This is a genomic window from Pantoea sp. App145 (assembly GCF_047947045.1).
GTDB lineage: Bacteria > Pseudomonadota > Gammaproteobacteria > Enterobacterales > Enterobacteriaceae > Pantoea.
The window spans coordinates 1,773,374-1,785,464 of sequence record NZ_CP133290.1 but is presented as its reverse complement, the minus strand read 5'-3'; the positions used below and the strand labels follow the sequence as shown (position 1 = coordinate 1,785,464).

11 protein-coding genes are annotated in these 12,091 nt (G+C 54.7%); 4 read left to right on the top strand and 7 right to left on the bottom strand.

Going from position 1 to position 12,091, the window contains the following annotated elements:
- Positions 1-17: 17 nt before the first annotated feature.
- Both ispA and xseB read right to left on the bottom strand, forming a co-directional pair.
- Positions 18-917: a (2E,6E)-farnesyl diphosphate synthase gene (gene ispA / locus RCF31_RS08215; RefSeq protein WP_084873121.1), complete on the bottom strand. Its 900-nt coding sequence runs from the start codon at positions 915-917 to the stop codon at positions 18-20.
- Entirely contained in the window at positions 917-1,159 is a 243-nt protein-coding gene (gene xseB, locus RCF31_RS08210; protein WP_416413029.1) for an exodeoxyribonuclease VII small subunit, read from the bottom strand. Before xseB ends, ispA begins: the two co-directional genes overlap by 1 nt.
- Positions 1,160-1,394: 235 nt before the next feature.
- On the opposite strand from xseB, the gene thiI reads away from it, so the two are divergent.
- Positions 1,395-2,843 (top strand): tRNA uracil 4-sulfurtransferase ThiI, encoded by a 1,449-nt coding sequence (gene thiI / locus RCF31_RS08205; protein WP_416413028.1) that lies wholly within the window; start codon positions 1,395-1,397, stop codon positions 2,841-2,843.
- Positions 2,844-2,913: 70 nt separating this feature from the next.
- Here thiI and yajL read toward each other — a convergent pair whose 3' ends face one another.
- Both yajL and panE read right to left on the bottom strand, forming a co-directional pair.
- On the bottom strand, positions 2,914-3,513 hold the full coding sequence (yajL, locus tag RCF31_RS08200; protein WP_416413027.1) for a protein deglycase YajL: 600 nt from the start codon (positions 3,511-3,513) through the stop codon (positions 2,914-2,916).
- Positions 3,467-4,387 carry a 2-dehydropantoate 2-reductase gene (panE, locus tag RCF31_RS08195; RefSeq protein WP_416413026.1) on the bottom strand — a complete coding sequence of 307 codons (921 nt, stop codon included), beginning with the start codon at positions 4,385-4,387 and terminating at the stop codon, positions 3,467-3,469. Before panE ends, yajL begins: the two co-directional genes overlap by 47 nt.
- A 126-nt stretch (positions 4,388-4,513) precedes the next feature.
- On the opposite strand from panE, the gene RCF31_RS08190 reads away from it, so the two are divergent.
- Positions 4,514-5,005: a YajQ family cyclic di-GMP-binding protein gene (locus RCF31_RS08190; protein ID WP_084873131.1), complete on the top strand. Its 492-nt coding sequence runs from the start codon at positions 4,514-4,516 to the stop codon at positions 5,003-5,005.
- Here the strand turns inward: RCF31_RS08190 and RCF31_RS08185 are convergent.
- On the bottom strand, positions 5,002-6,780 hold the full coding sequence (locus RCF31_RS08185) for a sigma-54-dependent Fis family transcriptional regulator (protein WP_313682179.1): 1,779 nt from the start codon (positions 6,778-6,780) through the stop codon (positions 5,002-5,004). The genes RCF31_RS08190 and RCF31_RS08185 overlap by 4 nt on opposite strands.
- A gap of 290 nt (positions 6,781-7,070) precedes the next feature.
- Between RCF31_RS08185 and RCF31_RS08180 the strand changes: the two genes are divergently transcribed.
- Complete coding sequence (locus RCF31_RS08180; protein ID WP_299456982.1) at positions 7,071-8,591, top strand: aldehyde dehydrogenase family protein; 1,521 nt, start codon at positions 7,071-7,073, stop codon at positions 8,589-8,591.
- A 32-nt stretch (positions 8,592-8,623) separates the two neighbouring features.
- Positions 8,624-9,664, top strand: coding sequence for an alcohol dehydrogenase AdhP (gene adhP, locus RCF31_RS08175; RefSeq protein ID WP_313682183.1), 1,041 nt, complete (start codon positions 8,624-8,626; stop codon positions 9,662-9,664).
- 33 nt (positions 9,665-9,697) lie between these two features.
- On the opposite strand, the gene RCF31_RS08170 is transcribed toward adhP, so the two are convergent.
- Together RCF31_RS08170 and cyoE are read right to left on the bottom strand one after the other, a co-directional pair.
- Positions 9,698-11,062: an MFS transporter gene (locus RCF31_RS08170; protein WP_416413025.1), complete on the bottom strand. Its 1,365-nt coding sequence runs from the start codon at positions 11,060-11,062 to the stop codon at positions 9,698-9,700.
- Positions 11,063-11,194: 132 nt separating this feature from the next.
- Positions 11,195-12,082, bottom strand: a complete 888-nt coding sequence (cyoE, locus tag RCF31_RS08165) for a heme o synthase (protein WP_084878335.1) — start codon at positions 12,080-12,082, stop codon at positions 11,195-11,197.
- Between the last annotated feature and the right edge of the window lie 9 nt (positions 12,083-12,091).

Sequence of the window (12,091 nt, the reverse complement as noted above, 5' to 3'; positions counted from 1 at the left end):
GAGACTCATTATGAAAGTTATTTATCGCGTTCAATTATGAAGCTAGCCAGCGCTTGTAATGCTGTGGTGTTGAATGATTGCGCGGCCAGAATATCCAGCGCGCCCAGCGCCTCCTGATAGAGGTCCCAGGCTTTTTGACGGGCATTATCCAGCCCCATCAGCGCCGGATAGGTGCTCTTGCCTAGTGCCTCATCGGCACCCTGGGTTTTACCCAGTACGGCGGTATCGCCAACCACATCCAGAATGTCATCCTGGACCTGAAACGCCAGCCCGATGGCATTAGCATACACGTCCAGCACCGGAAGGGCAGCGCGGCCTTGCTCACCTGCCGTCAGCGCGCCAAGGCGCACTGCGGCGCGAATCAGTGCGCCGGTTTTATGGCGGTGGATCTGCTCCAGCTTCGCCAGGTCAATGTTTTTCCCTTCAGCGGCAAGATCCAGCGCTTGTCCACCGCACATCCCTGCCACGCCACTGGCCTGCGCCAGTTCCGAGATCATGCTAATACGGGCTTCTGCACTGACGCCAGGCATAGGCTGGTCGGCCAGAATAGAAAACGCCAGAGTTTGCAGGGCATCGCCAGCGAGAATCGCCGTGTCTTCACCATATTTAATATGGCAGGTTGGCTGCCCGCGGCGCAACGCATCGTCATCCATCGCGGGCAGATCGTCATGAATTAAAGAGTAAGCATGGATACATTCAACCGCCGCAGCGGGCGCGTCCAGGCTGGCCGGATCGGCCTTCAGCATCTCACCCGTGGCGTAGACCAGAAAAGGGCGCAGACGTTTACCGCCTAATAGTGCCCCATATTGCATGGCATTCACCAGAGGAGAACTCTGAAAAGGAAGTGGATCTAACAGGCGCGTCAGCGCAAGGTTCACCCGTTCGTGATAGGCGCTCAGCAGTTCAGGAAAATCCATCAGTTATCTTCCGGGGTAAAAGGGGCGAGCGTAGCGTCTTTATCATCGCTGAGCAGAATCTGCACGCGCTGCTCAGCCTGTTGCAGGGTTTGCTGACCACTACGTGCCAGCTGAACGCCGCGTTCAAATTCTTTCAGCGCCTCTTCCAGCGGCAGCTCACCACTCTCCAGGCGGCTGACGATCTGTTCCAGCTGCTGTATTGCGCTTTCAAAACTGGCGGGCGCTTCGGCTTTTTTCGGCATAATCAGTGTCGACTCACAGGTTGGGACATCATCTTGCAGTCGGTCATGGTAGCCGACGAGGATTAATTAGCAAAATAATGAATGTGACTGCGGTTGCAGAAGAAGTCACCTGACAAAGGTGATATACTCTCGCGCCTCGGATGCGGGCGCTCCTGCTTAACCCGCAATTATATGATTTTAACAGCTAAGTGCCGATGCTTTTAGCACTTATTTGCCCAAACGAACCTGTGTCGCCATGAAGTTTATCATCAAGCTCTTCCCCGAAATCACCATCAAGAGTCAGTCGGTTCGACTGCGCTTTATCAAGATTCTGACCGGGAACATTCGTAACATTCTTCGTACCCTGGATGATGACGTCGCGGTTGTGCGTCATTGGGACCATATTGTGGTACGGGCGAAGAATGAGTCGCTGCGCGAAACGGTGATTGCCGAGCTGACGCGCATTCCTGGCATTCATCATGTGCTGGCGGTGGAAGATCATGAATACACCGACATGCATAACATCTTCGAACAGACGCTGGCGTTATATCGTGACCGTCTCGAAGGCAAAAGCTTCTGTGTGCGTGTGAAGCGTCGTGGCAAACACGACTTTAGCTCGCAGGATGTGGAGCGTTATGTCGGTGGCGGTCTGAACCAGCATATCGAAACCGCGCGCGTGCAGCTGAATCACCCGGATGAAACGGTCAATCTGGAGATTGAAAATGATCGCCTGTTGCTGATCACCGGTCGTTATGAGGGGCTGGGCGGCTTCCCGATTGGTACCCAGGAAGATGTGCTGTCGCTAATTTCCGGTGGTTTTGACTCCGGTGTCTCCAGCTACATGCTGATGCGTCGTGGCTGCCGCGTGCATTATTGCTTCTTCAACCTCGGCGGCGCAGCGCATGAAATTGGCGTACGTCAGGTGGCGCATTATCTGTGGCATCGCTTTGGACGTTCACATCGCGTGCGTTTTGTTGCCATCAATTTTGAACCGGTGGTGGGCGAGATTCTGGAGAAGGTTGACGACGGCCAGATGGGCGTGGTGCTGAAGCGTATGATGGTGCGTGCCGCGTCAATGGTTGCTGAACGCTACGGCGTGCAGGCGCTGGTCACCGGCGAGGCGCTGGGCCAGGTATCGAGCCAGACGCTAACCAACCTGCGTTTGATCGACAACGCATCGGACACACTGATTCTGCGTCCGCTGATTTCGCACGACAAAGAACACATCATCAAACTGGCGCGTGAGATTGGCACCGAAGATTTTGCCCGTACCATGCCGGAATATTGTGGCGTGATTTCGAAAAGCCCGACGGTGAAAGCGGTGAAAGCGAAGATCGAAGCGGAAGAACAGCATTTCGATTTCGCCATTCTCGATCGCGTGGTGCAGGAAGCCAGCAACGTTGATATCCGCGACATTGCCGAGCAGGCTGATGAAGAAGTGGCGGAAGTGGAGACGGTGGCGTCATTCACGAATAATGATGTGGTGCTGGATATCCGCTCGATTGATGAACAGGATGACACCCCGCTGGCGCTGGAAGGCGTAGAAGTGAAATCACTGCCGTTCTACAAACTCAGCACCCAGTTTGGCGATCTTGACCAGAGCAAAACCTGGTTGCTGTATTGCGATCGCGGCGTGATGAGCCGTTTGCAGGCGCTGTACCTGCATGAGCAGGGCTTTACCAATGTGAAGGTTTATCGACCGTAACGTCGATAAACCTCTGTAGCGGCGCGATTTATCGCGCGGGTTTTATTGAACCGCGCAATAAATTGCACCGCTACGATTCCTGATAATCATAAATCCCGGCCGCCAGCACCAGCTGTGACGCCACTTCGCGCGCTTTATCCTTATCTACCAGCAAATCAATCAGCTTCAGCGCAAAATCAATCGAGGTACCCGGTCCCTGGCTGGTCAGCAGATTGACACGCGGATCCCACACCACCCGACGCTCCATCCATTTCCCTTCCGGGATGGTTGCTTTCAGACCGGGAAAGCCGGTCATATTGCCCACCGGGAACAGATCATGCGGTATCAGCACCGTGCCGGGCGCGGCGCATATCGCCGCGACAATCCTCCCGGAAAGATGAAACTGACGCACGGTTTCCACCAGCAATGGGCTGTCGCGAAAGGTTTCTGCGCCTGTTAAACCGCCCGGCAGGACGATGGCGGCAAAATCATTATCCGCCACTTCCACTAACGGCGCGTCGGCCAGCAGGCGGACGCCACGCGAGCAGACGATCTCCCGGCTGCCATCGCTTTCGACACTGGCGGTGGTGACCTGTAAACCGCCACGCACCAGCAAATCGATGGTGGTGACCGCTTCGGTCTCTTCACTGCCATGTGCCAGGCAAACCAGAACCGATGCGTTCGTGCTCATATTGGGACTCCTTGCGTTTAATCAGGTCATACATTCGGGTGTTCTCCGGCAACGCGATGCCCTGCGCCCGTGCACGGCGCAGCAGGTAGCCGGTGATGTAATCAATTTCGGTCTGACGTTGCGCACGTACATCCTGCAGCATCGATGAAACGTTGGCGGCGGTGGTGTCGATCACGTCATAGATGATGTCGCGCAGATTATCGACGGCAATATGATGGCCTTCGCGCTCCATCACCCAGGCGATTTCTTCGCACAATGTTGCAATCTGTTCAGGATAAGCGCGCAGCGCGCCATTCTGGCAATCGTGTTCCACTGTCATGGGATTGATTACGCAGTTGACCGCCAGCTTGCGCCAGCAGGCAGCGGCGATGTGGTTATGCCAGGCGACATCCGGCAGCGCCTGATGGAGGATATCGGCGATATCGCTTAGCGCTTCACTCTCGCGGCTGGTCGGGCCGATATGAGTAATGCCCTGCGCCACATGCTTGATCACTGTGCCATCACGCATTGCCGCATGGGTGGTAATACCGCGCAGCAGCGGCTGCTGGATATCCTTCAGCTCATCCAGCGTGCCCATGCCGTTATGCAACAGCAGAATTGGCGCATGGGCGGGCAGTACGCTTTGCAGGTTTTTCACCGCCGGTGAAACCTGGGGTGCCTTCAACGTCACCAGCAATAACTGGCTTTCCGCCAGAAACAGCGGGTCATTGGCGATAAAAGTGTGGTTGCTGACCTGTCCTTCAGGATCGATCACATTGACCGAACAATAGGGTTGCGGCACCCGCAACCAGCCCTGAACATCATGTCCCTGGCGTGCGAGGGCGGCGAGCCAAATCTGACCCAGGGCGCCGCAACCCAACACGGTAATTTTCATTTTGCCTCCCGCTGGCGGGTTATTGTTTTCACTACACACTATCAGTATAGCTTTCGGCGTATCGTGTTTTATTAGCGCGACAAGACGCGTATTATGCATGTCACTTTAGCGTCAGGAGAAGACAAGATGCCATCTTTCGATATCGTTTCCGAAGTCGAATTGCAGGAAGTCCGTAATGCGGTGGAAAATGCCAGCCGTGAACTGTCTACCCGTTTTGATTTCCGCAACGTCAGCGCCAGCATTGAGCTGAACGAAAAGAATGAGACCATCAAAATCACCACGGAGTCTGATTTTCAGGTCAAACAGCTGGTGGATATTTTAAGAGAAAAACTGCTGAAGCGCGGGATTGAAGGGGCAGCGATTGACGTCCCGGAAGAGATCGAGCACAGCGGCAAAAGCTGGAGCGTCGAAGCCAAACTGAAAAAAGGCATCGAAAGCGACGTGGCGAAGAAACTGGTTAAGCTGATTAAAGACAGCAAACTCAAAGTGCAGACCCAGATTCAGGGTGATGAACTGCGCGTGACCGGTAAGTCGCGTGACGATCTGCAAGGCGCTATGGCACTGGTGCGCGGCGGCAACCTCGGCCAGCCTTTCCAGTTCAAAAACTTCCGCGATTAATCGCGTTTGTCGCGTGCAGCACGACGATACAGCGTGCTGCGCGCGACACCTAACGCCTCGGCGGTTTTGCTGATATTGCCGTTAAAGCGTTGCAACGTTGCGGCAATCAGCCGTTCATCATGACTTTGCCTGTCCTCAGCCACCGGGGCCGCCCTGCGGTATTCGGCTGGCAAATGCACTTCACTGACTTCTTCCCCTTCATCCGCCAGCGCCAGTAACACGCGCAGCAGGCTGCGTAGCTGACGCACATTGCCCGGCCAGGGAAGCTGTGCCAGGGAAGCCAGCAACGCGGGTGCCAGCTGGATATCGCGTTCTCCGCCCCCCAGCTCAAGCCACAGGCGGTGAATGAACCCGGTGAGATCCGGCCATTCACGCAACGGCGGGATGGTCATCGAGAATTCCTGCAGGCGATAAAGTAAATCTTCCCGGAACTCACCTTCAGCAACGCGTTGCGCCAGATCGCGGTGGGTGGCACAAATCACTGCAAAGTTTACTGGCCAGCTGCGGCTGGAGCCCAGCGGCGCCACCTCTTTTTCCTGCAATACCCGCAGCAGACGGGTTTGCAGTGCCAGCGGCATATCGCCAATTTCATCGAGGAACAGCACGCCCCCATCGGCTTCACGGATCTTACCGATGTAGCCATTTTTACCTGCACCGGTGAAGGCACCCGGCTGATAGCCAAACAATTCGGACTCAATCAGCGATTCGGGGATGGCGGCACAGTTAATGGCGACAAATTTACCCTCGCGCCAGCGGCTCTGCTGATGCAACGCCCGGCTGACATACTCTTTGCCGCTGCCGGTTTCACCGTGAATACACAATGAAACCCCGGCATTTAGCAGACGCACCATTTTTTCGCCGTCACGACGTAGTGAGAAGGGCAGGTCGCTGTGCGGATCTGCCGGGGTAGCAAAATGGGTGCGATGCGGTGCGCGCAGACGGAAATACCAGGCTTGCGCGCCATAATGCAGTGGCAGCGGGATGGTGTTGGCGGCCTGCTCCTGCTGCGGGAACAGTTGCTGGAAAGTCAGACAACCGAGCTGCTCAGCGCTGAGTGCCAGTTCCCGCATTGCCAGGCGATTAGCTGCCATCAATACATTATCGGAAAACACCAGCAGCAGCTCGTCGCTAGTATCAATGCCCTGCGGTTCGCGATGCAGGCTCATCAGCCACTGCTGTGGATGCAGGCTCTGCTTCACCCACAGATACTCAATTTGTTTCGCGGCAGCTTTTACCCAACTAAAGGTTTGCGGATGAGGGAAGTGAGCCGGGCCGGAGATATCCAGCACGCCCGCAATTTGACCATTGGGCATCTGCAGCGGCATGGCGGCGCAGTACAACCCCTGATTGCGCGTCAGGAAGTGCTGATGACCATCGATTTCGCAGCCGTCGTCAATCGCCAGTGCGGTACCGATGGCATTGGTACCGCGTCCGCATTCGCTCCATAAATTGCCGGGCGCCAGCGCATAACGTTGTGCTTTTTCCATCGACTGCATATCGCCAAAGGTATGCAGCACCATGCCACTGGCATCGGAGAGAATCACAACCGATTGCAGTTCTGCCATCTTTTGCGCCAGCTGTTTGATCACTGGCTGGGCAAACTGCTGTAACCCAAGATTATTCGCCAGCAGGTCTGCCAGTTCGCCCTGGCGTACACGGGGAAAATCATCAGCGGTGCGATCAAGACCGTAAAGCTGGCTGCGGAACCAGGAATCGCTCAGAAGCGGAGTGGAATCTACGGCTGGTGCAATCGCGACGGATGAATTTCCCTGCATTGGTAACCTCATGCCTTAGCAAAGTGTTGCGACATTGTAGCTATTTGGTTTTTTTGGTGTTGCGATATGCAACACAGATGGCGATTTTTACCGCACTATCCCCTGCGCTCGCCAGGGGTAATCCATTTATAACCGACTGATTAACATTATCATTTTTTAGATTATCTCCAACTAAAAAAAACTGGCACGCCTGGTGCAATAACCTATCCGGCAGCGGGCTGTTCAACCTGTGACCCTCAGGTTGCCGCTGCCAGCTCCAGAACATCTGACCCTACATTAAGGAGTTTGCGATGCGTTATGCACATCCCGGCACGCCCGGCGCTTTGGTTTCTTTTAAAGCGACTTACGGCAACTACATTGCGGGCAAATTCATAGAGCCGCGGAGCGGCCAATATTTCACCAACACCTCGCCAGTTGATGGCAGCGATATTGCGCAGTTCCCTCGTTCGGACGCGCGTGATATCGACTTAGCACTGGACGCTGCTCATCAGGCCGCCGACGCCTGGGGAAAAACCAGTGCCCAGCACCGTGCTAACCTGCTGTTACAGGTGGCCGACCGGATTGAAGCCAATCTGGAAATGCTGGCCGTTGCCGAAAGTTGGGATAACGGTAAGCCTATCCGTGAAACCCTGAATGCGGATCTGCCGCTGGCAGCTGACCACTTCCGCTACTTCGCGGGTTGCCTGCGGGCGCAGGAAGGCAGCACGGCAGAGATTGATGAACATACCGTTGCCTATCATTTCCACGAGCCATTGGGTGTGGTCGGGCAAATTATCCCGTGGAATTTCCCACTGCTGATGGCAGCGTGGAAACTGGCTCCGGCGCTGGCGGCGGGTAACTGCGTGGTGTTGAAACCGGCTGAGCAGACCCCGCTGGGTATTACGCTGCTGCTGGAGTTAATTGGCGATTTGTTCCCGGCGGGTGTGCTTAACGTGGTGCAGGGCTTTGGCCGCGAAGCCGGTGAAGCGCTGGCGACCAGTAAACGCATCGCCAAAATCGCCTTTACCGGCTCGACACCGGTGGGCCGTCATATCATGGCCTGTGCAGCGGAGAACATTATTCCCTGTACCGTGGAGCTGGGGGGTAAGTCACCCAACATCTATTTTGCTGATGTGATGGACGGTGAACCGGAATTTATCGAGAAAGCAGTGGAAGGACTGGTGCTGGGTTTCTTCAACCAGGGCGAAGTCTGTACTTGCCCGTCACGCGCCCTGATCCATGAGTCGATCTACGCTCCCTTTATGGAGCGCGTGATGGCGAAGATCGCCACAATTCGCCGCGGCGATCCGCTGGATACCGAAACTATGATCGGTGCCCAGGCTTCCCGTCAGCAGTTCGATAAGATTCTCTCCTATATTGATATAGCGCGTCAGGAAGGCGGCCAGATCCTCACCGGCGGTGAACGCGCCAGCATTGCACCTGCGTTTGATAACGGCTTCTACATTCAGCCGACGTTGATCAAAGGTGACAACCAGATGCGTTGCTTCCAGGAGGAGATCTTTGGGCCGGTGATCGGTGTCACCACCTTTAAAGATGAAGCCGAAGCGCTGGAGATTGCCAACCAGACGCAATTTGGCCTCGGTGCAGGCGTCTGGACACGAAACACTAATCTGGCTTATCGCATGGGGCGTAGTATTAAAGCCGGTCGCGTCTGGACCAACTGCTACCACATCTACCCGGCACACGCTGCTTTTGGCGGTTACAAGCAATCCGGGGTGGGACGCGAAACCCATAAGATGGCGCTCAACGCCTATCAGCAAACCAAAAACCTGCTTGTTAGCTACGACATCGCACCACTGGGCCTCTTTTAGGCCCACATCAGACCCTTTTGGAGAGTGAATTGATGACTATGAAGATCAAAAGCACGATGAAAGCGGCAGTTGTGAAATCATTCGGTGAACCATTGGTGATTGAAGACGTGCCGGTACCGTCCGTTGGACCGGGTCAGGTGCTGGTGAAAATCGCTGCCACCGGGGTTTGCCATACCGACCTGCATGCTGCCGAAGGTGACTGGCCGATCAAACCGAATCCGCCGTTTATTCCTGGCCATGAAGGCGTTGGTCAAATCGTGGCGTTAGGTGAGGGCGTGAAACATCTGAAAATGGGCGATCGTGTCGGTGTGCCCTGGCTCTACTCGGCTTGCGGCCATTGCGAATACTGTCTTGATAGCTGGGAGACGCTGTGCCTGTCGCAGCAAAACGCGGGCTACTCGGTTAATGGCAGCTTTGCTGAATATTGCCTCGCGGATGCAAACTACGTTGGTATTCTGCCTGATAACATCGAATTCAATGAAATCGCGCCGATTTTATGTGCCGGTGTGACGGTGTACAAAGGGCTGAAAATGACCGATACCAAGCCGGGTGACTGGGTGGTGATTTCCGGTATTGGCGGGCTGGGGCATATGGCGGTTCAGTACGCGGTAGCCATGGGGCTGAATGTTGCCGCTGTCGATATTGATGACGAGAAGCTGGCGTTTGCGAAACGCCTCGGTGCCAGCGTGGTCGCCAATGCGAAAAATGTCGATCCGGCCAAAGTGTTCCATGAAAGCTTTGGCGGTGCGCATGGTGTGCTGGTGACGGCGGTGTCACCTAAAGCGTTTGAACAGGCGCTGGGAACCATGCGTCGCGGCGGTACCATGGTGCTGAATGGTCTGCCACCGGGCAAGTTTGATCTGTCGATCTTTGATATGGTGCTGGACGGCATTACGGTGCGCGGTTCGATCGTTGGTACCCGTAAAGATTTGCAGGAAGCGCTCGATTTTGCGGGTCGCCACAAGGTGAAAGCCAATGTCGCCGTGGAGCCGCTGGTCAACATCAACGACATCTTTGCGCGTATGCATGCGGGTAAAATCGAAGGGCGTATCGTGGTAGATATGTCGCTGTAAACAACAAGCCCGACGCAAAGGTCGGGCTTGGTTTTAACTGCTGGCGAGCAGCGCTTCCAGTTCGACGCGGCTCGTCACCTTGCTGTCTATCTTGATATAAGCACTTTTCTCTTCCGGCACGATAAACACCGAGGCAACGCCCGGCTGTGCTTTCAGACGTTTTTCCAGGTTCGGCACCGCCAGCACCGCATCGCTCAGTACCAGACGCAGGCTGCTGACGTAGGGCGGTTCCTGCATTGACATACTGACAAATAACCAGATGGCTGCCACCACCGCGCCGACCAGAAACACCGTTTGTGCGTCAAAATGACCAAATACCCAACCGCCCATGCTGCCGCCAATCGCCACCCCAAGGAACTGGCTGGTGGAGTAGATTCCCATCGCGGTGCCTTTGTAACCTGGCGGCGACTCTTTGCTGATCAATGACGGCAGAATCGCTTCCATCAGGTTAAAGGCGAGGAAGAACAATTGCACACCAATCACCAGCGTCCAGAAGTGATTGCCTGCACCCCATAGCACGATTTCAGCGATGACAATTAAGGCGACGCAACTGACGAAGACGCGCTTCATGCGGCGTTTCGCTTCGGCATAAATGATGAACGGAATCACGCTGACGAAGGAGATCAGCATGGTCACCAGATAAACCTTCCAGTGCTCAGAGGCTGGCAGGCCAGCCTGCTCAAACTGACCCGGCAAGGCTACAAAGCTCGACATCAGCAGGATATGCAGACACAGAATGCCGATATTGAGTTTCACCAACCTGGTGTTGGTCAATACCGCACGAATGCTGCCTTTCACCATCCCGGATTCACGGTTCAGCACATGATGCGGTGCATTGGGTACCACCAGCAAAGTAATGACAATGCCAAGGCTGGCAAGAATGGCAATCATCCAGAACAGTGCGTGCAGACCCAGTGCATGGGTCACAATCGGGCCAATCACCATAGCGATGGCAAAGGTGACGCCAAAGCTGATGCCGATAAAGGCCATCGCTTTGGTGCGGTTCTGTTCGCGGGTGAGGTCAGACAGCAGGGCCATCACCGCAGCCGCGATGGCACCCGAACCTTGCAACGCACGGCCAAGAATGACACCCCAGATGGATGTGGTGGTAGCGGCAATCACGCTACCCAGCACAAACATCAGCAAGCCGCCGACAATCAGCGGTTTACGACCGATACGGTCGGAGAGTAAGCCAAAAGGGATCTGAAAAACCGCCTGTGCCAGGCCATAAATACCAATTGCCAGACCAATCAACGTTTCACTGGCACCCTGTAACGCCATGCCATAAGTGGTGAGTACCGGCAGCACCATAAACATTCCCAGCATACGCAGGGAAAAAACCGTACCTAAGCCCCATGTAGCGCGCAGCTCTACTGGAGTCATTTTATTGTCGTTCATTCCAACCTCTGTAAGTTTGCTGCACTTATTTTAGGGAGCAGGGCAGGGCGGGTAAAACAATTGTTCTTAAGCAGTGGTAACAAAAAGAAAGGGCGCGAAATTCGCGCCCTTTCATGGTCTTGCGGAGCAGAATTACCAGACGTAAGTCAGCAGGTCTTTTGACGCCGGGGTCATAAAGTCCACCGACATCATCACGCTCAATGCAGTGACAGCAACAATTGAGAACACAAACAGTTTACGCGCCCAAACTTTGTCGTTTGAGGTTTTGTAACCTGAAAGCGCCATCCCAAGCCACCAGACACTCACTGCCGCAGCAACCACCAGATATTTGTAGCCAGCGTAACCGCCCAGCGAAAGCATCAGGGTGGCAATCATAAACGCCAGGATATACAGCGTAATATGATTCTTCGCCACTGAAATGCCTTTCACTACCGGCAGAACCGGAATATTCGCTGCCTGGTAATCTTTAAAGCGGAAGATGGCAATCGCATAGGAATGCGGCATCTGCCACAGGCTAAAGATCGCCAGCAGAATCAGCGCGCCAGCATCAAACTCATTGGTTACCGCACAGTAGCCAATCACCGGCGGCATTGCGCCGGAAAGGCTACCAATCAGCGTACCGTAGACTGAATTACGCTTCATGTAGAGGCTGTAAATGCCGACGTATACCACGAAGCCCAGCACCGCCAGCCACATGGCCAGCGGGTTAGCTCCGAAATAAAGCAACGCAAAGCCAGCAATACCTAATGCGGTTGCATAAACCAGGCTTACTTTCGCCGAGATCAGGCCTTTCACCAGCACTCGATTCCGCGTTCTCTCCATCTTGATATCGATATCGCGGTCAATCACGTTGTTGAAAACACAACCGGATGCAACGACCAGCGATACACCAACCAGTGAGATGAGGAACAGGGTGTAATCAATGCTGCCTTTGGAGGCCAGCAGGAATCCACCGATCACAGAAATTAAATTGCCGAAAATAATTCCTGGTTTTGTTACTTGCAGGTATTGCTTAATCATCATGAGCGA

What these genes read in the sequence shown, in the direction of transcription:
- ispA (WP_084873121.1), bottom strand. Translation starts at nt 917, where the DNA reads ATGGATTTTCCTGAACTGCTGAGCGCCTATCACGAACGGGTGAACCTT.
- xseB (WP_416413029.1), bottom strand. Translation starts at nt 1,159, where the DNA reads ATGCCGAAAAAAGCCGAAGCGCCCGCCAGTTTTGAAAGCGCAATACAG.
- thiI (WP_416413028.1), top strand. Translation starts at nt 1,395, where the DNA reads ATGAAGTTTATCATCAAGCTCTTCCCCGAAATCACCATCAAGAGTCAG.
- yajL (WP_416413027.1), bottom strand. Translation starts at nt 3,513, where the DNA reads ATGAGCACGAACGCATCGGTTCTGGTTTGCCTGGCACATGGCAGTGAA.
- panE (WP_416413026.1), bottom strand. Translation starts at nt 4,387, where the DNA reads ATGAAAATTACCGTGTTGGGTTGCGGCGCCCTGGGTCAGATTTGGCTC.
- RCF31_RS08190 (WP_084873131.1), top strand. Translation starts at nt 4,514, where the DNA reads ATGCCATCTTTCGATATCGTTTCCGAAGTCGAATTGCAGGAAGTCCGT.
- RCF31_RS08185 (WP_313682179.1), bottom strand. Translation starts at nt 6,780, where the DNA reads ATGCAGGGAAATTCATCCGTCGCGATTGCACCAGCCGTAGATTCCACT.
- RCF31_RS08180 (WP_299456982.1), top strand. Translation starts at nt 7,071, where the DNA reads ATGCGTTATGCACATCCCGGCACGCCCGGCGCTTTGGTTTCTTTTAAA.
- adhP (WP_313682183.1), top strand. Translation starts at nt 8,624, where the DNA reads ATGACTATGAAGATCAAAAGCACGATGAAAGCGGCAGTTGTGAAATCA.
- RCF31_RS08170 (WP_416413025.1), bottom strand. Translation starts at nt 11,062, where the DNA reads ATGAACGACAATAAAATGACTCCAGTAGAGCTGCGCGCTACATGGGGC.
- cyoE (WP_084878335.1), bottom strand. Translation starts at nt 12,082, where the DNA reads ATGATTAAGCAATACCTGCAAGTAACAAAACCAGGAATTATTTTCGGC.